This is a genomic window from Parvimonas micra (assembly GCF_037482165.1).
Classification (GTDB): Bacteria; Bacillota; Clostridia; order Tissierellales; family Peptoniphilaceae; genus Parvimonas.
The window spans coordinates 924,341-944,785 of the sequence record NZ_CP148048.1 but is presented as its reverse complement, the minus strand read 5'-3'; the positions used below and the strand labels follow the sequence as shown (position 1 = coordinate 944,785).

Annotated in this window: 19 protein-coding genes; 17 read left to right on the top strand and 2 right to left on the bottom strand. The window is 26.7% G+C overall.

Features of this window, described 5'->3' with window-relative positions; genetic code table 11:
• Nucleotides 1-50 precede the first annotated feature (50 nt).
• Nucleotides 51-692, bottom strand: coding sequence for a Crp/Fnr family transcriptional regulator (locus tag WFJ11_RS04535; protein WP_293441306.1), 642 nt, complete (start codon nucleotides 690-692; stop codon nucleotides 51-53).
• Nucleotides 693-957: 265 nt separating this feature from the next.
• Between WFJ11_RS04535 and WFJ11_RS04530 the strand changes: the two genes are divergently transcribed.
• The 10 genes from WFJ11_RS04530 to WFJ11_RS04485 all read left to right on the top strand — a co-directional run bounded on the left by WFJ11_RS04530 (nucleotide 958) and on the right by WFJ11_RS04485 (nucleotide 14,510).
• On the top strand, nucleotides 958-1,605 hold the full coding sequence (locus WFJ11_RS04530) for a redox-sensing transcriptional repressor Rex (protein WP_009372487.1): 648 nt from the start codon (nucleotides 958-960) through the stop codon (nucleotides 1,603-1,605).
• 357 nt (nucleotides 1,606-1,962) lie between these two features.
• Nucleotides 1,963-3,150 carry an O-antigen ligase family protein gene (locus WFJ11_RS04525; RefSeq protein WP_338816970.1) on the top strand — a complete coding sequence of 396 codons (1,188 nt, stop codon included), beginning with the start codon at nucleotides 1,963-1,965 and terminating at the stop codon, nucleotides 3,148-3,150.
• 11 nt (nucleotides 3,151-3,161) lie between these two features.
• Nucleotides 3,162-5,057, top strand: coding sequence for an ABC-F family ATP-binding cassette domain-containing protein (locus WFJ11_RS04520; protein ID WP_338816969.1), 1,896 nt, complete (start codon nucleotides 3,162-3,164; stop codon nucleotides 5,055-5,057).
• 9 nt (nucleotides 5,058-5,066) lie between these two features.
• Nucleotides 5,067-6,326: a Glu/Leu/Phe/Val family dehydrogenase gene (locus WFJ11_RS04515; protein ID WP_313960670.1), complete on the top strand. Its 1,260-nt coding sequence runs from the start codon at nucleotides 5,067-5,069 to the stop codon at nucleotides 6,324-6,326.
• 164 nt (nucleotides 6,327-6,490) lie between these two features.
• Nucleotides 6,491-8,566, top strand: coding sequence for a glutamine synthetase III (locus tag WFJ11_RS04510; RefSeq protein ID WP_338816968.1), 2,076 nt, complete (start codon nucleotides 6,491-6,493; stop codon nucleotides 8,564-8,566).
• A 9-nt stretch (nucleotides 8,567-8,575) separates the two neighbouring features.
• The gene (locus tag WFJ11_RS04505; protein WP_338816967.1) at nucleotides 8,576-10,180 is read left to right on the top strand and encodes a CTP synthase; all 1,605 of its coding nucleotides are present in this window, start codon (nucleotides 8,576-8,578) and stop codon (nucleotides 10,178-10,180) included.
• 126 nt (nucleotides 10,181-10,306) lie between these two features.
• Nucleotides 10,307-10,771, top strand: coding sequence for a hypothetical protein (locus WFJ11_RS04500; protein WP_338816966.1), 465 nt, complete (start codon nucleotides 10,307-10,309; stop codon nucleotides 10,769-10,771).
• Nucleotides 10,772-10,957: 186 nt separating this feature from the next.
• Nucleotides 10,958-11,737 (top strand): type III pantothenate kinase, encoded by a 780-nt coding sequence (locus tag WFJ11_RS04495; protein WP_338816965.1) that lies wholly within the window; start codon nucleotides 10,958-10,960, stop codon nucleotides 11,735-11,737.
• A 1-nt stretch (nucleotide 11,738) separates the two neighbouring features.
• Nucleotides 11,739-12,689, top strand: coding sequence for a tRNA dihydrouridine synthase DusB (dusB, locus tag WFJ11_RS04490; protein ID WP_323988710.1), 951 nt, complete (start codon nucleotides 11,739-11,741; stop codon nucleotides 12,687-12,689).
• Nucleotides 12,690-12,770: 81 nt separating this feature from the next.
• Nucleotides 12,771-14,510, top strand: coding sequence for a flavocytochrome c (locus tag WFJ11_RS04485; RefSeq protein WP_338816964.1), 1,740 nt, complete (start codon nucleotides 12,771-12,773; stop codon nucleotides 14,508-14,510).
• A 32-nt stretch (nucleotides 14,511-14,542) separates the two neighbouring features.
• On the opposite strand, the gene WFJ11_RS04480 is transcribed toward WFJ11_RS04485, so the two are convergent.
• Nucleotides 14,543-16,390, bottom strand: a complete 1,848-nt coding sequence (locus tag WFJ11_RS04480; RefSeq protein WP_338816963.1) for an ATP-dependent helicase — start codon at nucleotides 16,388-16,390, stop codon at nucleotides 14,543-14,545.
• Nucleotides 16,391-16,472: 82 nt separating this feature from the next.
• Between WFJ11_RS04480 and WFJ11_RS04475 the strand changes: the two genes are divergently transcribed.
• The 7 genes from WFJ11_RS04475 (at nucleotide 16,473) to rplK (ending at nucleotide 20,435) form a co-directional block, all read left to right on the top strand.
• Nucleotides 16,473-17,192: a tRNA1(Val) (adenine(37)-N6)-methyltransferase gene (locus tag WFJ11_RS04475; RefSeq protein ID WP_338816962.1), complete on the top strand. Its 720-nt coding sequence runs from the start codon at nucleotides 16,473-16,475 to the stop codon at nucleotides 17,190-17,192.
• A complete protein-coding gene (gene rsmI, locus WFJ11_RS04470; protein WP_338816961.1) occupies nucleotides 17,176-18,015 on the top strand; it encodes a 16S rRNA (cytidine(1402)-2'-O)-methyltransferase in 840 nt (279 codons plus the stop codon). The genes WFJ11_RS04475 and rsmI overlap by 17 nt, the downstream gene beginning before the upstream one ends.
• Entirely contained in the window at nucleotides 18,016-18,795 is a 780-nt protein-coding gene (gene udp / locus WFJ11_RS04465; protein ID WP_009372352.1) for a uridine phosphorylase, read from the top strand. It abuts the gene before it with no gap.
• 162 nt (nucleotides 18,796-18,957) lie between these two features.
• The gene (gene rpmG, locus WFJ11_RS04460) at nucleotides 18,958-19,107 is read left to right on the top strand and encodes a 50S ribosomal protein L33 (protein ID WP_009372623.1); all 150 of its coding nucleotides are present in this window, start codon (nucleotides 18,958-18,960) and stop codon (nucleotides 19,105-19,107) included.
• 22 nt (nucleotides 19,108-19,129) lie between these two features.
• The gene (gene secE / locus WFJ11_RS04455) at nucleotides 19,130-19,336 is read left to right on the top strand and encodes a preprotein translocase subunit SecE (RefSeq protein ID WP_009354239.1); all 207 of its coding nucleotides are present in this window, start codon (nucleotides 19,130-19,132) and stop codon (nucleotides 19,334-19,336) included.
• Nucleotides 19,337-19,369: 33 nt separating this feature from the next.
• Nucleotides 19,370-19,909 (top strand): transcription termination/antitermination protein NusG, encoded by a 540-nt coding sequence (nusG, locus tag WFJ11_RS04450; protein ID WP_009372483.1) that lies wholly within the window; start codon nucleotides 19,370-19,372, stop codon nucleotides 19,907-19,909.
• Between the two features lie 100 nt (nucleotides 19,910-20,009).
• A complete protein-coding gene (gene rplK / locus WFJ11_RS04445) occupies nucleotides 20,010-20,435 on the top strand; it encodes a 50S ribosomal protein L11 (protein ID WP_293440624.1) in 426 nt (141 codons plus the stop codon).
• Nucleotides 20,436-20,445 lie beyond the last annotated feature (10 nt).

The following is a 20,445-nucleotide window of genomic DNA, read 5'->3' as shown; positions in this document are numbered from 1 at the left end:
CAATATATAAATGAGGTTAAAATTATTTAATTTATTAATATACAATGTTTTTATAGTAATCTAAATTTATTTTTTTTAAAGTCTATGATGCCTTCTTTTTTTAATTTTCCAAGCTCTCTTGAAAGATTACTTCTGTCTAGTGCAAGGTAGTCTGCCATTTCATTTCTATTTAGATTTATTTCAAAGTTGCTATCTATTGATAGTAACTTTTTTTGAGTTGAAAGATATTCTAAAATTTTTTCTCTAGTAGTTCTCTTTGATAGTATTTGTAATTTTTTATTTAAAATTAAATTTTTTGTAGATATTATATTTAAAAGATTATTTAAAATTTTTTGGTAATATTGAGAATTAGATAAACTACTATACTCAATCCAAATTACAGAAGAACTTGTTAGAGAAATTATTTCGTGAGGAATTTTCATTTCTAATGAAACCAAGGCTTCACCAAATGAATCTCCTTTTTCAAAAACATTTAAAATATTTCTATTTCCAAAATAATCGAAATTAGAAACTGCAATTCTTCCATTTGTAATTATTCCAAAATATTCTACTTTTGTATTTTCAGCTAGAATTATATCATTTTTTTTATAATTTTTTTCGTAAAAAGATACTACTGAAAATATTTCTATTATTTCATCTATTGAAAAGTCCTTAAATATTGGACATTCTTTTATTATTTCAAAGTTATTCAAGTTTACCTCCTAAAATTTATTAATTATATTTTAGAACTTTTTTTTACATTTTTCAATATATTTTGTTTATAATTTATTAATAATTATTTAATATGGTTGCTATAAACTGACAAAGTTTGAAAAAAATAGTTATACATTCTAAAAAACATTGTAAAAAATATTGCAATAAATTTGAATAGGTGTTATAATACTTAAAACGAGAGTACGTTTTAGATTTTACATATTAATATAATTAAATGAAAACAAAAATGGTAGGAGGTTTATTATGTTAGACGATAAAATTTCTGTTGCAGTTATAAAACGTTTACCTAAATATTATAGATACCTTGAACTTATTGGAGATAAGGGAATAATTAGAGTATCTTCTCAAGAATTAAGTAAGATTACAGGTTTAACTGCATCACAAATTAGACAAGATTTGAATCACTTTGGTGCATTTGGTCAACAAGGCTATGGATACAATGTAGAAGAGTTAAAAATTGAGTTGGAAAAAATTATGGGTGTTGATAAGCCTTATAATGTAGTTATTATTGGTTTTGGTAATATTGGTAGTGCATTGTTAAACTATAGTGGATTTAGAAAAAAAGGCTTTAAGGTTGTAGGAATTTTTGATAACTCATCAGATATTATTGGAAGTAAACAAAATGATGTTGTTGTTAAAGATATTTCAGAATTAGAAGAAGTTGTAACTAGAGAAAAAGTTGATATTGCAATTTTAGCGATTCCTGCAAGACCTGCACAAGAAATAACTGATAAACTAGTTGCTTGTGGTATAAAAGGAATTTGGAATTTTGCACCAATTGATTTGAAATTACCAAGAAATGTTGTGCTTGAAAATGTTCATTTAGATGGAAGTCTTTTAACTCTTACTTACTATATGAATAGTTTAAAGGATTATCCAGGGGTAAGATAGAACTAAATTATATCAAGGTGTGTTCAAAAACCTTGATTTTTTATGAGTATACAATAAAACTCTTTTTTAAGAGTTTTATTTTTTTTTGTTTTATGCTATAATTGAAATAAGTTTTATTTGAGGGAATGGTCATTAAATGATTGCTTTTGTGACAATTTATATGTTAAAAATATTCTTTAAAATTCTCTTTTTTAAATCTTAATTGCAAAGAATAATTATATTGTATTTTAATGCTGAGGCTATAATACAATAAATTTAAAATTTTTTTGAAATAATATTAATTTATTTATATCTTTAACTTTTATAATTAGTTAAGTTATAAGGTATTTCAATTTAATAATATTGATAAAATGGCTTATGAAAGGCTTAAGATATATGAATTATATTGATGGTATTTTAGAAAAATATGGGCTAAATTTAGATGAACTATTAATATTAATAGTTTCATTTACAGTGTTTTTACCATTTTATTTTTTAATATTCGCTTTTAATGCTCTATTTTTCTATTTAATAGTTAGTGGTAAAATTATTCCTATATTAAAAGGAACGCCATATGTTAAAAATGTTTTAGCATTTACTCTACTAATATTCGTAGTTTCAGTGTTTAAACATAATTTATATGGTATTGGAGTATCAATAATTATATTTGAATTTGCTATGTTTTTTATGTACTATAGATCTATTATAAATAGAAAGTTATTTTCAAGAATTATTAATCTGTATATGATTGTTTCAATATTTTGTTTTATTTTGACAATTCTTTCAGTACTATATAGTAAGTTTAGTATGGATTTAAAGATGTATGAATTTATAGAATATATGGCTTTGCATAGACCAGTATCGTCATTTTTTAATACGAATTACTATGCTACTATTTGTGAATTCATAATTATAATAGCAATGTATTATTTTTTATCAAATAAAAATAAAAATAATAGACTGTATTTTTTGTGTGTAAGTACACTTGCATTTATAGTTCTGTTTTTGACAGAAAATAGAACTGCATTACCAACAATTTTGATTGCAACTTTGGTGCTTTCTTTAACGAAAAATAATAAAAAAGTTTTTGCATTTCTTGGAATTTTTACAGTGGTCATAGTAATACTTATGATTTTTTCTAATAGGATTTTTCCAAGATATGAATTTATAGGAAATTCTCTTGGAACAAGGAAAGAAATTTGGGATAATGCTATTAAACTATTTAAACAAACTTTCTTGTTTGGTAGTGGCCCAATGGCTTATCAAAATGCAACTTGGGTAACTCACCCGGCAAACCATGCTCATAACATAGCTTTAGATGTATTAATTAATTTTGGTATTGTCGGTATTTTGGTAATTGCACCTCTTTTTGTAGGAATAGTTAAGCAAGTATATAGTATAAGAAAAAGAAATTTATTTAGACTCATAATAGCTTTAACTGTTGTAGTTATTTTGCATGGAATGTTGGATGTTACAATCCTATGGCATCAAACTGCTTATATTTATTTTAGTGTATTACTAGCGGTTGGAAAAGTTAGTAACTTTGAATCTAAATTTATTTTCTAAAAAGGTGTTTTATGATTGTTTTAAGTGTTAATGGCTTAACTAAGTCGTTTTTAAGTGAAAATATATTAGAAAATGTGACTTTTTCGATTTCTAACAGAGATAAAGTTGGAATAGTAGGAGATAATGGAAGTGGCAAAACTACATTATTTAACCTTTTAATTAAAGATTTATCTGCTGATAGTGGAGAAGTAAATTTTGCAAAAAATGTAAATCTATCTATTTTAAAACAAAATATTTCTTATACTAGTGATAAATCAGTTTATGAAGAATGCCTAGAAGTTTTTGAAGATATTATTTTTCTTGAAAAAGAGATAAGAGAATTAGAGATTGAAATGGGTAATAAGGATTTAAGTGAAGAAGAAATTCACAAACTTTTTGATATATATGAAAGTAAAAGACATTATTTTGAAGAAAATAATGGATATTCTTATAATTCGAAAGTTAGAGGAGTTTTGTTTGGACTTGGTTTTTTAGAGGAAGACTTTTCTAAATCAGTTAATAATTTGAGTGGTGGGCAAAAAAGTAGATTACATTTAGCAAAAATTTTACTTAAACCGTCAAATTTGATTTTACTTGATGAACCAACAAACCACTTAGATATAGAATCTATTCAGTTTTTAGAGTCTTATCTAAGAGAATATAAAGGAAGCTGCCTTATTATTTCTCATGATAGGTATTTTTTAAATGCTGTTTGTAACAGGATTTTTTCAATAGAGAATAAGAAATTAAAGGTTTTTAATTGTGGATATGATGAATATATTTCAAGACGTGAAAAAGATTTTGAAATTAATAGACATCTTTATGAAAAACAACAAAAAGAGATTTCTAGGCAGAAAGAAATTATTCAAAGATTTGAAAATTATGGAAATAATAGATTTATAAAGCAGGCAAGTTCAAGACGCAGACTTCTTGATAAAATGGATTTGATTGAAAATCCAGAAATTTATAAAAATTCAATGAGATTAAAACTAGTTCCAGAAGTTGAGTCTGGGAAAGATGTTTTGGATATTTCAGATTTGACAATGGGATTTAATGATAAAATTTTATTTAATAATATAAATTTAAATATCTATAAAGGAGATAAAATTGGTCTTGTTGGAAAGAATGGAGTTGGTAAAACAACTTTATTCAAAATAATTTGTAATAATCTTGAGGCTTTAAAAGGAAAATGTGATTTAGGTGCTAGAGTATCAATTGGGTATTACGATCAGGAGCAAAAAACTTTAAGTAATCAAAATACAGTTATGGATGAATTTTGGGATGCCTATCCAAAAATGAATAATTTTGAAGTTAGAAGTCATCTTGCAAAGTTTAACTTTTTTGATGAAGATTTATTTAAATCTGTTGGAGAATTAAGTGGTGGAGAAAGAGCAAGGCTTGAACTTTTAAAACTAATGTTGTCGAAATCTAACTTTTTACTTCTTGATGAACCAACGAATCATTTAGATATTGAAAGTAAAGAGGTTTTAGAAAAAGCAATTGTAGATTATTCTGGAACAGTTCTCACTATTTCGCATGATAGATATTTTTTAAATAAAGTTGTAAATAAAATTTGGTTATTAGAGGATAGTAAAATAACAGAATATTATGGGAATTATGATTACTTTTTAGAAAAGTTAAATGAAAAAAATGAAATAGAAGAAAAGATAATCTCAAAGACAGAAATTGAGAAAGAAAAAAAGAAGAAAAGAGAATTAGAAAGACAAGAAAAAGCTAAAAAACAAAAATTGAAGGAAATTGAAGATAAAATTTTTGAAATAGAAGACAAAATTGAAACTTGTAATAGAGATATTCAAAATCCAGAAATTTTTAATGATAAAGATAAATTTTTAAAACTTAGTAAAGATTTGTCTGAATTGATAGAAGAAAAGGAAAATTTATATTTAGAATGGGAAAATTACTTGTAGGAGAATAGTATGAATAGTGTTAATCCGTTAGAAAATGTTCAAATGATTTTAAAAAAATCTTGTGAAGTTTTAGATTTAGATGAAAGTGTTTATAATCTTTTAAAGGAACCAGAAAGAACCATAGAAATAAATATACCTGTAAAAATGGATAATGGAAAATTTAGAATTTTCAAAGGTTATCGTTCTCAACATTGCGATGTTATGGGTCCATATAAAGGAGGTATCAGATTTCATCAAAGTGTAAATGGGGATGAAGTTAAAGCTTTATCTATTTGGATGAGTTTAAAATGTTCAGCTACTCATTTGCCTTTTGGCGGTGGAAAAGGTGGAATAATAGTAGATGTAAATGAATTATCTGAAAATGAGCTTGAAAAACTATCAAGAGGATATGTTAAAGAGCTTTACAAATATATTGGAGATAGATTTGATATTCCAGCACCTGATGTAAATACAAACGAAAAAATTATGGCTTGGATGTTAGATGAGTATATAAAATTAACCGGTAATAATACTCTTGCAACTTTTACCGGAAAAGCGTTAGGCTTTGGGGGATCTTTTGGAAGAAAAGAGGCAACAGGAGTTGGAGTTGCCGTTATGACTAGAGAATCCTTAAATAAATTAGGTATTAATATAAGAGATTCAAAAATTGCAATTCAAGGTTTCGGAAATGTAGGTTCTAATACTGCGAAACATTTAGCAAGAATGGGTGGAAATATTTTAGCAGTTTCAGAATTTGATAATGAACATGGTGTTTACACCATATATAATGAGAATGGATTTAATGTTTTTGAACTAATTGATTATTTTTCAAAAAATCATACATTATATGATTTTAAGGGTTCTAAACATATTTCAATAGATCAATTTTATTCTTTAGATGTAGATGTTCTTATACCTTGTGCTTTAGAAAATTCAATTACAGAAGAAGAAGCTCAAAAAATAAGAGCTAAATTAATTGTTGAAGGGGCTAATGGCCCTGTTAATTATCTTGCCGATAGAATATTAAGTCAAAAAAATATTGAAGTAATTCCAGATATTTTAGCAAATTCAGGCGGTGTTATAGCTTCTTACTATGAATGGGTACAAAATATTTCGGGAATGGATATGACAGAAGATGATGTTTTAAATAAAGTAGAGTATAAAATGCTACTTGCTTATAATGAAATAATGAAGATAAAAGATAAATATGATGTAACAATGAGACTTGCTTCTTATATTTATTCAGTTTTAAGACTTTATAAGATATTAAAGTTAAGATCTAGAATTTAAAAAATTATTCTATTTAGGTACTTGACATAATCAAAAAAATATTTTATTATATTACTATAAGTTAAGTAATAATATAGTTTAATAAATAAAAAATTTTGTAAATTGGTTTTTTTTTTCTCTATTTAGAGGTAAAAAGAAGACCAATTTTTTTATAGGAGGAATTTATGAGCAGAATTGATGATTTTGGAAAATTTACTTTTAATAAAAGTGCAATGAAAAGAAAACTGCCGTATCCTGTATATTTAAAATGGAAGAATGCTATCAGAAAAGAAGAACTTTTGGATAAAGACAGTGCCGATATAATTGCGCATGCAATGAAAGAGTGGGCTATAGAAAAGGGAGCAACACATTATTGTCATTGGTTTCAACCGTTGAATGGTAATACTGCAAAAAAACATGAGAGTTTTATAAGTAAATCAAGTGAAAATTTACCTATAGTTAGATTTTCAGGAGAGGAACTTTTAAAGAGTGAGCCAGATGCTTCATCTTTTCCAAATGGAGGAATGAGATCAACTTTTGAAGCTAGAGGTTATACATATTGGGATTGTACTGCAAATGCTTTTATTATGGATAATATTTTATATATTCCATCAATATTTGTTTCTTTTGATGGTATAAGTTTGGATAAAAAAGCTCCACTTTTAAAAAGTATGGACTTTTTATCAAAACAAGCTACTGCTTTATATAATTTATTTTCAGATGAAAAGATTTTTAGAGTTAGAATAAAAGTTGGCTTAGAACAAGAATTTTTCTTGATTGATAGGAAATTCTATGAACAGAGAGTTGACCTTATAAATACGGGAAGAACATTAATCGGTGAAATGCCACCTAAGGATCAAGAGTTATTACAGCATTATTTTGGTTCAATTCCTAAAAGAGTTATGAATTACTACAATAGTATAAATAAAAAATTAGAGGATTTAGGTATTAATTCTAAAACTGAACATAATGAAGTTGCTCCTGGTCAGTTTGAAGTTGCAATTCTATATGATACAGTAAATGTTTCTGTTGATAATAATCAAATTGTTATGGAAGTTTTAAGAAAAACAGCTTATGAGCATGATCTTGTCTGTTTATTACATGAAAAGCCATTTAAAAATGTAAATGGAAGTGGAAAACATAATAATTGGTCTTTGGTTACAAATTATGGTAAAAATTTATTTAAACTACCAAAAAAAGATGATGAAGTAGAGAGACTACTTTTTGCTATATTTATGATTTCTACAGTCTCAGCTGTAAATAAATATTCTTCATTACTTAGAGTTTCATCTTCAAGCGTTAGAAATGATTTAAGACTTGGAGGAGATGAAGCTCCACCATCAATAGTATCTGTTTATTTAGGAAATGAAATTGAAAATGTATTATGTGATATTTTAGATATGGAAGTTAAAAATCCAATAAAATTAAATGATTTTAATATTAGTAATCTGGAATTTGCACCAAGAGATACTGATGATAGAAATAGAACATCACCTTTTGCTTATACTGATGGAAAATTTGAGTTTAGAATGTTAGGTTCAATGCAAAGTGCAGCAGATTGTAACATAATTTTAAATACAATAGTTGCTTCAGAGCTTAAAAATATTTTACAGAAAGTTGAAAATATTAATGATAAGTCTGAAAGAATTGTGGCTTGCAAAAATATTCTAAAAGAAATCTTTGTTGAAAGTGAAAGAATTTTATTTTCTGGCGATAATTACTCAAAAGAATGGATTGAAGAAGCAGAAAGAAGAGGACTTAAAAATAATAGAACATATTTAGAAGCAATATTAAGTGCAAAAGAGTCAAAAGAGTATGATGTTCTTTTGAAAAATGGTATTTTAAATTATTTAGAATTAGGTGCAGTTTATGATGTTTGCATTGAAGATATAAAGAATACTTATTTGCTAGAGATGAAAACATTAATTAATATGATTAATAAAGATGTCATTCCATCTTGTATACAAGAACTTAATTTTGAAATAAATTTGAATGAAAGAGTAAAAAATGTTAAACTAAATGAGAGAATTAACAAACTAAATAATTTGCTTGAGGGATTATTTGTTAAACTTGATGAATTTAATGAATTTGAAAAAACAATAAAAAATAAAAATGGAATTGAAGAAGTAATAAGTTTACATAAATTCGTTCCTAGAAAAATAGAAGAAATTAGGAAAATAAGTGATGAAATTGAATCAAATGTTTCAAGAGAAAATTGGAAAATACCAACTTATGAGGAAATGTTTAGAGTATTAAATTAGGAGGATATTATGAGCAAATTTATTTTCATTACCGGAGGAGTTGTTTCTGGAATAGGTAAAGGAATATGTGGAGCAAGTTTGGGAAGGCTTTTAAAAGATAGAGGATTTAGTGTTTTTATGCAAAAATTTGATCCATATATAAATGTTGACCCGGGAACAATGAGTCCATATCAACATGGAGAAGTTTTTGTAACAAAAGATGGAGCAGAAACAGATTTGGACTTAGGTCATTATGAAAGATTTATTGATGAGGAACTTACTCAAAGAAGTAATGTTACTACTGGAAGAATTTATAGTGAAGTAATTCAAAAGGAACGTAGAGGAGATTATAACGGTTCAACAGTTCAAGTTATTCCACATATTACTGATAGAATAAAGGGATATGTTTATAAGGCTGCTGAGGAAAGTAAAGCTGATATAATTATAACTGAAATTGGTGGTACAGTTGGAGATATTGAATCACTACCTTTTATTGAAGCAATTAGACAAATTCATGCGGAAAATAAAAAAGAAGATGTTTTATTTATTCATACTACTTTGGTACCTACTATACCGGGCTCAGATGAATTAAAAACTAAGCCAACCCAACATTCTTTTAAGGAACTTATGAGTCAAGGAATAAAGACTAATATAATAGTTGTTAGAAGCCCTGAAAAAATTTCTGATGAAATAAAAAATAAAATCAGTCTTTTTTGTGATGTTCCAAAAAGTGCAATTGTTCAATCAGAAAATGTTGATTTTATATATGAAGTTCCTGTTAGATTACATGAACAAGGTTTAGATGATTATGTTTTGCATAAACTTTGCCTTGAAGGAAAGCCAATTGTAAAAAATAATTGGAAAGAAATGATTGATTCATATAAAGAGGTAAAATCTGAATTAGAAATTGGACTTGTTGGCAAATATGTTCAACTTCATGATGCTTATCTTTCAGTCTCTCAAGCGTTAATAGATGCAGGATATAAAAATGCTCATAAGATTAATATTCATTGGATAAATTCTGAAGAAGTTACTGAAGAAACGGCTAAAGAAGTATTTAAAGGAATTGATGGAATTATAGTTCCGGGCGGCTTTGGTGGCAGAGGAATTGAAGGAATGATTGCTACAAGTAAATATGCAAGAGAAAATAATATTCCTTATTTTGGAATATGTCTTGGAATGCAAATTGCAATTATAGATATAGCAAGAAATGTCGCAAATCTTGAAGGAGCAGATTCAACTGAAAAAGATGATACTACCAAATACCCAGTTATAGATTTGATGGAAAATCAATTTGATGTTGAAAATATAGGGGGAACCTTAAGACTTGGTAATTATGATTGTAAACTTTTAAAGAACACTAAATCTAGAGAACTTTATAATTCTGAAATAATTCAAGAAAGACATAGACACAGATACGAATTTAACAATAAATATAGAAAAGAACTTGAAAAAGCTGGAGTTATTTTTTCAGGAATAAATCCTGAACTTAATCTAGTTGAAATTATAGAATATACTGGCAGTAATTATTTTGTTGCTTGTCAATTCCATCCTGAATTTAAATCAAGACCAAATAAAGTTCATCCACTATTTGATGGTTTTATAAAGGCATCTATAAAAAATAAAAATAAATAGTTAATATTAATTAAGAAACAGATTTATATTTGTTTCTTATTTTTTTATAATAATATAGACATGTATTTTATAAAATGATATAATTTTAGTGAAAAAATTTTTAATAATTTTAATTTAGGAGGAAAAATGGGATTATTTGATATAGTTAAAAAAGCTTTAACAGGAGCGAGTAATGAGGATAATATAAAAAACAAGGCAAGGATGCGTGAAATTTTTAATTCTTGTGTAGAAAATGGCGATGACTACAAGTTAATATATTGTCATATGCAAAATGAGACTAATGCTGTTGTTGTAAAAGTTACAAGACATAGTAATTTTATTGTTGGATATAAAGAAGGAGAAGTTGTTATAATTAATGTAAATGCAACTTTGACAGAATATTCAGAACCGGAATATTTTAATAAAGAAAATGGAGCAACAATAAAAACATTTGTAGGTTATTGTGTTGCTGATAAAGAAAATGTACATTATCAATTTGAACCTATAACATTTGAGCCAGGAATTGTAAAAGGTGCAAAGTATTCAGTTGCAATTACACAAAGTGGAGCAGAAGTATCAGAATTTCGTAAATTTTTCAAACGTGGATTGTAATTTAATATTGTTTTTTAGAACTATAGAAAACTTAACGATTAAGATTTTGTCTTAATCGTTTTTTGATTGAAATGGACTGGGAATTGAAAAATTGATGTGTAAAATAATTGTAATAAAATATAAAAAATGTTAAAATTAAATTGAAATAAGTAATTGAAAAAATTTATTAGTGATTTGGAGAAATATATGTTATTAGTTATAGATGTTGGAAATACAAATATTGTTTTGGGAGTTTATCAAGGATATTCACTAATTTGTGATTTTAGACTTAATACGATAAAAAATAAAACAAGTGATGAATATGCAATGTCAATTACAGAAATATTACATGCTAACGATATTAAAAAATCTGAAATTGACGATGTTGTTGTAGCATCAGTTGTTCCTGATGTTATGCATTCAATTGAAAATGCTATAAAAAAATATTTTAATTTAAAACCAATAATTATTGATGATAATTGTGATTTGGGAATAAAAATAAATCACGATAATCCAAAAACAATTGGAGCAGATAGAATAGTAAATTCAGTTGCAGGAATTAAAAAATATGGAGTTCCTTTGATAATTATAGATATTGGAACAGCTATTACTTTTGATGTAGTTGATGAAAATTCAGTTTATCAAGGTGGAGCTATAATTCCAGGAATTGGAATTTCATCAGAAGCACTTTTTTTAAAAACTGCAAAACTTCCAAGAGTAGAACTTTATAAACCTGAAAGAATTGTAGCTAAAAATACAATGGATAATATTAGAGTTGGTATGGTAATTGGATATATTGGACTTATTGAAAAGTTGATTGATGAAATTGTAAAAGAGATGAATTTTGATGTTTCTAAGTTAAAAGTTGTTGCAACAGGTGGATATTCCAGCTTAATTACCAAAGATATAGATAAGATTAATATTATAGATAAGAAACTTACTCTTGATGGAATGCTTGAAATCTATAAGATGAAAAAGGGGTTATAGTATGCTTGATGGAGACATTTTTTTAGCTCCACTTGCAGGAGTTAGCGATGTTGCATATAGAATTTTAGCTAGTGAAATGGGAGCGAGTTTAACTTTTACTGAGATGGTTTCTATAAAAGGATTATATTATGATAATGACAAAACTTCAATTATAACTTATATTGACAAAAGAGAAGGACCTGTTGGATTACAAGTATTTGGAAGTGATGAAAATATTATGGCAGAAATAATCCAAAATAGGTTTAATAAAAGAGATGATATTTATCAACTTGATTTGAATTTAGGATGCCCTGCTCCAAAAATTGTTAAAAATCATGAGGGAAGTTACTTGATGAAAGAACCCAAAAAGGTTAAAAGTATTGTTTCAACTATGGTGAAAAATTCTAAAGTTCCCGTAAGTGTTAAAATTAGATTGGGTTTTGATGAAAAAAACAAAAACTTTTTAGAAGTTGCTGATGCTATTGTTGAAGCTGGAGCTTATATGATTACATTACATGCAAGAACAAGAGAAATGTTTTATTCAGGAAAGGCTGATTGGAATGCTATAAAAACTTTGAAAAATCATGTTCCTATAAAAGTAGTTGGAAATGGAGATGTTTGTAGCGTTGAAGATTATGTAAGAATGAAAGAAGAAACCGGAGCTGATGCAGTTGCAATTGGAAGGCATTCTCTTGGGAATCCATTTATTTTTAAACAAATTAAGGATTATAATTTAACAAAAAAATACTCATCTCCAACTTTGGAAGAAGTTATTGATACTATAAAAAGGCATTATAAACTGGAGTTGGAATTTAAACCGGAAAGAATAGCAATAAGAGAAATGAGAAAAAATATTTTATGGTATTTAAAAGGTTTTAAAGATTCAAACAAGGTGAAAAATACTATAAATACTTTAACTGATATTAACGAAATTTTTGATGTATTAAATGAATATAAAAATAATTTTAATTAAGATTACAATTACAATATACATAATAAACATAAGGAGAAATTTAATCTCAGTATAATAATTTTGTAAGATTTGGAGGATATTATGAAAAAATTATTTAAAGCCTTATCATTTTTACTTGTTTTTGTATTATTTTTAAATTCTTGTAAATCTGCAGTAAATGGAACATACGAGGGAAAAGCTAGAGGACATAATGGAGATGTTGTTATTGATGTAAGTTTTGAAAATAATAAAATAAAAAAAGTATCATTAAAGGAAAGTGTTGAAACTGAAGATGTAGGGAAACTTGCTATTGAAAAATTGATTGAAAAAGTTAATTCAGGAGATCTAAATTTAGATGAAATAACAGGTGCAACTTATTCTTCAAAAGCTTTTATAAACGCTCTTGCAGATGCTATAAACAAATCCGGACTCGATTATAAAAAAATTCTTAAAAACAACCCTACTACTAATGAAAAATTTGAAACTAAAGAAATAAATGTTGATGTAGTTGTTGTTGGTTCAGGAGGGGCAGGATTAATATCTGCAATTAAAGCCAAAGAATCTGGAGCTAATGTCGTAATTTTAGAAAAGTTACCAATAATCGGTGGAAATACTTTAATTTCAGGTGCTGAATATGCAGCTCCAATGAATTGGTTACAAGAAAAGGAAAATATAAAGGACAGTATAGACTTATTTAAAAAAGATGTTGAAAAAGCTGGAGGAGATAAAGAACTTATAGATGTTTTAGCTAATAATGCACTTGATGGTGCAAAATGGTTAAGAGATGATGTTAATGTTGAGTGGACAGATGAACTTATGTTTTTTGGAGGTCATTCAGTTAAGAGGTCTTTAATTCCTAAAGGTCAATCTGGAAAAGAATTGATAAACAAATTGCAAGCTAAAGCTGAGGAATTGGGAATAGAAATTTTAACAGAGACTAATGCCTATGAACTTATCACGAAAGATAATGTAGTTACTGGAGTTAAGGCTAAAATAAAGACTGGAGAATTGATAGTTAATGCGAAATCCGTTGTTTTAACAACAGGTGGTTTTGGAGCAAACAAAAAAATGCTTTATGATAATGATAAAGAAATTGATGATAAAATTCTTTCAACAAATTCTGCAGGTTCAACAGGTGATGGGATAAAAATGGCACAAGCTATTGGAGCTGATGTTGTAGATTTAGATAAAATTCAGTTATATCCTGTTTGTGATGTTGAGACAGGTAAACTTTTATATACTGGAGACACAAGGCTTGTTGGTGGAGCAATACTCGTAAACAAAGAAGGAAAAAGATTTGTTGAAGAGTTGGGTACTAGAAGAGAAATTTCAATGGGAATTAAGGCTCAAACGGATAGTGTTGCATATCAAATTTGGGATGAAGAGTCAATGAAAAAATCAAATATTTTACCTACTCACGAAGTCGAATATAATAATTTGATAGAGGGTAAAAAACTTTGTAAGGTAAATTCAATTGATGAAATGGCTGACTTTTTTGGAATAGATAAGGAAAATTTAAAAGCAACAATAAATAAATTTAATGAAGATTCAAAAAATGGAAAAGATACATTATTCAATCTTAGAAGATTAGGTTTTAAAATAGATAAAGCACCTTTTTACTGTTTAGAAGCCGTTCCTGCAGTTCATCACACAATGGGTGGTCTTAAGATAAATAAAGATGCAAGTGTGTTGGATAAAAATGGAAATATTATAAAGGGATTATACGCTGCAGGAGAGACAACAGGTGGAATTCATGGTAATAATAGACTTGGTTCCGTCTCAATAGCAGATATTACGGTTTTTGGAATTATAGCAGGAACTAATGCAGCAAAAAACAAATAATTTACACATAAAAAAGGAGCGTGGCTCCTTTTTTAATATTTGTTTTTTAATTCATTGTAGAAAATTGAAGGTTCAACAGGTAAATTGTTTCTTTCTTTTATTGTAAACAAAAATAATCTTTTTCTTGCCCTAGTCATTGCAACATAGAATAATCTTCTCTCTTCTTCTAATAATTTTTCATCAAAAGAATTTAATATACTTTTTTGTGGAAATTCTCCATCAATTAAATCAATAATAAATACATTATCATATTCTAAACCTTTTGCAGAATGTATTGTTGAAATTGATATATTAGATTTTGAACTTGAAGCATTTTTAAGTAATTCTTTTAAATTGTTCAATTTTTCAATAAATTCATCAAAAGTTTTTAAATCTTTGGATAAATATTTTATCAAGTCAAATATTAGATTATAATTTAGATTGGAAAAGTCATTAAAATTATCCAAATAATCTCTATATCCAATCTCATAGAGAATACAATCAATTTTATCCTCCATTTTCATCCTTTTTAATCTTTTAAAATCATTTCTTAAAGATGTAAATTTGTTTATATAAAAATCATTTAACTCATCCAAGTCTAGTAGACTTTCCAAAACACATTGATTATAAGGCTTATATTCCAATTTAGAGATGAAGTCCTTTTTTATATAGGCATTAAGTTTAAAATAAATTCTTTTAAAAGCTTCCAAGTCTGAAGTATCTTCAGAAAATAAAAGGATATTTTTTACATCATTTAATATTCTGTTAGAATAAAAATCGAATTTATTTTCTTTTACAAAAAAATCAATATCATTATTTTTTAATATGTCCGCTATATATAGCGAAGATATATTATTACGATACAAAACTCCGATTGTTTCATTAGGATTTATTTCAGAAATTCTTTTTACTAATTCTCTTGCTTGAATAGTTGAATTTTTAACTTTAAATAGCATTATTTGTGAACTTTCTTCAGTTGTATGTTTAGAAGTTTTTTCATATCTAATTTTATTTCCTTGAATTATTTTATTGCTTATTTTTATTATATTTTTTGTAGAACGAAAATTTTTATCCATAAAAAATATTTTTGAATTCGGATAAATATTTTTAAAATTTAATAAGTTTTCAGGACTTGCACCTCTAAAACTATAAATTGACTGATCATCATCTGCTACTATAAAGACATTATTTTCAGGAAATACAATCTTCCTGATGATTTCAAATTGTAATGTTGAGGTATCTTGACCTTCATCAATTTGAAAAAATTTATATCTATTTTTTAAAGCTTTTAAAAGTTTTTTATCTGTTGAAATATATTCATTAGCCAAAATGAGCAAATCATTAAAATCCATAAAATTATTTTGAATTTTTATTTCATCATACAAATTATACAGTTTTAACATTAAAGAACGATTTGAAATAAAATGATTTTTTCTTATATAGCCTTCAAAATCGTACATTTTATTTTTTGTAAAGTCATAAATTGAAAAGAATTCATTTATTTCTTCATCAGAAAGTTTTTTATAATTTTTTTGGTAATACACTCTTTTTAAAATTAAAATTCTATTGAATTCGTTATTTCCTTCAATTAAAGTTTTTTTGATGTTTTTTACTTTCATATAATTTCTAACTATTTCATAACAAAAAGCATGAATTGTTTTAAAAGTAATTTTTCCTCTGAATTCAGGATTTAGTGCTAAAAATCTCTTTTCCATATCAATTCCTTGAGATTTGCTGAAAGTAATAGAAATAATTTTACTTGGATCTATATTATGATTGTTAATCAAATTTAAAATTCTATTTAATAATACAGTTGTCTTGCCTGAACCCGAAACTGCTAAAATTAAAGCAGGACCTTCAAAATGTTTAATGGCATCAACTTGTTGATTCGTAAAATTCATATAATCACCTTAGTATATTCTATCATAAAAATAATTCCTTTTAAAGCATATTTATGGTAAAATATAGGACGGAGGTTATTATATGGACAAACATTATATTCCTAACACTGAAGGTGTTATATTTACAAATAAGAATAAATTTTCTTTCAGTATTGATTCAATTTTGCTATCCTATTTTTCAAAAGTGAAAAAAGATAAAATATTAATTGATATCGGATCAGGAACTGGAATAGTAGGCTTTAGAATTAATTTTTTAAATAATTTAAAAACTGTATATCTTATAGAAATACAAAATGAAAATGCAAAGCTTATTGAGCATAGTATTGTTGAAAATAAACTAAAAAATGTTGTCCTTTTAAATAAAGATTTAAAAGAATGTTATAACGATTTTGAAAATTCATCTGTTGATTATATTGTCTCAAATCCTCCATATAAAAAAATGAATACTGGAATATTAAATGAAGATGAGAATTTTTTGATTTCAAGATATGAATATGCACTTAAACTTGAAGATATTTTAGATTTTTCATATAAAAAACTAAAATCTTCAGGAAAAGTTTTTTTGATTTACAGTATGGAACGTTTGGTTGATGTTTTAAGTGAATCGAGAAAATTTAGATTAGAGCCTAAAAGAATTCAATTTATTTCTACAAATATAGATAAAAAGCCACATCTGTTTATGGTTGAGCTAGTTAAAAACGGAAATAGTAATTTATTGGTTGAAAATAATATTTATATTTATAATAAAAATGGAGAATATACTGATAAGATTAAGGAGATATATTATGGACAGAATTTCTAATATTTATTTTATTCCAACACCTATTGGTAATATGAAAGATATAACACTTAGAGCATTGGAAGTTTTAGAGAAAAGTGATATAATTTATTGTGAAGATACCAGAAACAGCTCAAACTTATTAAAATTTCATAATATAAATACTAAATTAGTATCATATCATAAATTTAATGAGAGCGAGAGAGTTGAAGAAATAATAAATAATATAGAAGATGGAAAAATTGTTTCTGTAATTTCAGATGCAGGAATGCCGATAATAAATGATCCTGGCTTTGTGATTTTACAGGAAGTTATAAAAAGAGATATATCTTATGAAATTTTACCCGGAGCATGTGCGTTGATAAATGGAATTTGTGGTAGCGGATTTGATGCGACAAGTTTTGTATATATGGGATTTGTTCCTAAAACGGATTCGGAACGTAAAAAATATTTTCAAAGTTTTAAAAATATGAAAGTTACAGGAATATTCTATGAAAGTCCACATAGACTTTTAAAAACATTAAAATTTTTATATTCTTTATTTGGAAATATAAATGCATGTGTATGTAGAGAACTAACAAAGTTATTTGAAGAGTACAAAAGAGGAAATTTAGAAGAAATTATTTCATATTATTCTGAAAAAGGAGTAAAAGGAGAGATAGTTCTTATAATAGAAAAAATATCTGATGAGAGAGTGGATATTGATATAAAAAAAGAGATATTAAAATTAAAAGATGATGGATATAGCACTAAGGACATTGTAAAATTGCTAAAAAATAATTATAATATTTCAAAAAATGAAGCGTATGAATTAGTATTGAATTTAGAAAACGAGGAGGAAAAATAAATGTCACAACAATTATTAAAAGAAAAACAATATCATATTGATATGAAAGCGGGAGATGTTGGAAGATATGTAATTTTACCAGGAGATCCAAAAAGATGTAAATTAATCGCTAAATATTTTGATGATGCGGTTTTAGTTGCAGATAATAGAGAATATGTAACATATACAGGATTTTTAGAAGGAGAAAAAGTTTCTGTAACAAGTACAGGAATTGGTGGAGCAAGTACATCAATAGCTGTTGAAGAATTGCATAAAATCGGCGCAGATACATTTATAAGAGTTGGTACTTGTGGTGGAATTGAATTAGATGTTGAAGCTGGAGATTTGGTAGTAGCAACTGGAGCAATAAGAATGGAAGGAACTTCAAAAGAATATGCACCAATAGAATTTCCTGCAGTTGCTGATTTTAATATCGTAAATGAACTTTCAAATGCTTGTATTGAAACAAATCAAAAATATCATGTTGGAGTGGTGCAATGTAAAGATGCATTCTATGGACAACATCAACCTGAAACTAAACCGGTAAGCTATGAATTATTAAATAAATGGGAAGCTTGGAAAAGACTTCATACAAAGGCAAGTGAAATGGAATCAGCAGCACTATTTATAGTATCAAGTTATTTGAATACTAGAGCAGGTTCAATATTTTTGGTTGTAAACAATCAAGAAAGAGTTAAACAAAATCTTTCTAATAATGTAATAGAAGATACAGATAGAGCAATAAAAACAGCAATACTTGCTCTTAGAAATCTTATTAAAAAAGATAGAGATAATAGATAATATAGATAGACTTTATAAATTTAAGAATTTACTTATTTTTAAAAAATAAAGTTAATAATAAATGCTCTAAATTGCTTGACAATTGATTTACTTTGTGTTATTATCTTATGAGTAATATAATGTATAATTATGTTCAAATTTAGCTTTCAAGGAGGTGTTTCTATGAGAGATAAAGTTGTGTTGGCATGTACAGAATGTAAAAATAGAAATTACAATACTAAAAAGAACAAAAAAGTTACAACTAACAGAATTGAATTGAATAAGTATTGTAAGTTTTGTAAAAAACACACTCTTCACAGAGAAACAAAATAGTTAGAGATTGGAGGAGAGTAGTATGACAACAAAAACTACTGATCAAAAACAAAAGAAAACTAGCTTTATGCGTGGAGTTCGTCATGAATTTAAGAAAATAGTATGGCCTTCTAAAAAAAGTGTTTTTTATTATAGCCTTGCAGTAGTTACAATTTCTATAATTAGTTCAGCTATAATTTGGGGATTGGATAATGTATTAAAAAAATTGTTAGGTTTAATTATCCATTAATTATGAAGGAGGGAAGGACTTTAGTCCGCTTATATGACAACAGAAGAATTAAAGGATATTAAAGAAAAAGAAGCTAAATGGTATGTAGTACATACATATTCAGGGCATGAAAACAAAGTAAAGGCTAATATCGAAAAGTTAGTTGTAAATCGTGGAAATGACATTGATATATTTGAAGTTGTTGTTCCAACGGTTAAAGAAGAAACAGAAACTGGAAAAATTAAAGAAAAACAATTATTTCCTGGATATGTTTTAGTTAAAATGATAATAACAGATATCTCATGGTATTTAGTTAGAAATACTAGAGGGGTAACTGGATTTGTAGGGTCAGGTAATAAACCTGTACCACTATCTGAAAAAGAAGTAGAAACATTAGGTGTTTCTGCAAAACCATATAATGATGTGGAAATTAATGAAGGAGATTCTATTACAATTATAGATGGAGCATTTAAGGACTTAACTGCAAAAGTAATAGAAGTATCTCACGAAAATGGTAAATTAAAAGCTTTCGTTTCTTTATTTGGAAGAGATACGCTTGCTGAATTGGATTTTAGTGACGTAATAAAAAATTAAATTTGAAAATAATTTGAAAAACATTCAAAACAGAGATATACGAGAGTGGGAGGGTTTTAGCACCCGAAAACCACATTAGTTTTTAAGGAGGAACTATAAAATGGCTAAAAAAGTACAAGCATTAGTAAAATTACAAATTCCAGCAGGAAAGGCGACTCCTGCTCCACCAGTAGGTACTGCACTTGGACCTCATGGTGTAAATATAATGCAATTTACAAAAGAATTTAACGCAAAGACAGCTGACCAAGCTGGATTAATTATTCCAGTTGTATTGACTGTTTACCAAGATAGATCATTTACATTCATTACAAAGACTCCACCGGTACCAGTATTAATTAAGAAAAAATTAGGTATCGAATCAGGATCAAAAGTACCAAACAAAACTAAAGTTGGTAATTTAACTAAAGAACAAGTTAGAGAAATTGCAGAAATGAAAATGCCTGACTTGAATGCTGCCACTATTGAAGCGGCTATAAGCATGGTTAAAGGTACTGCTAGAAGTATGGGAATAACTGTAGAAGAGTAATATTACGTGG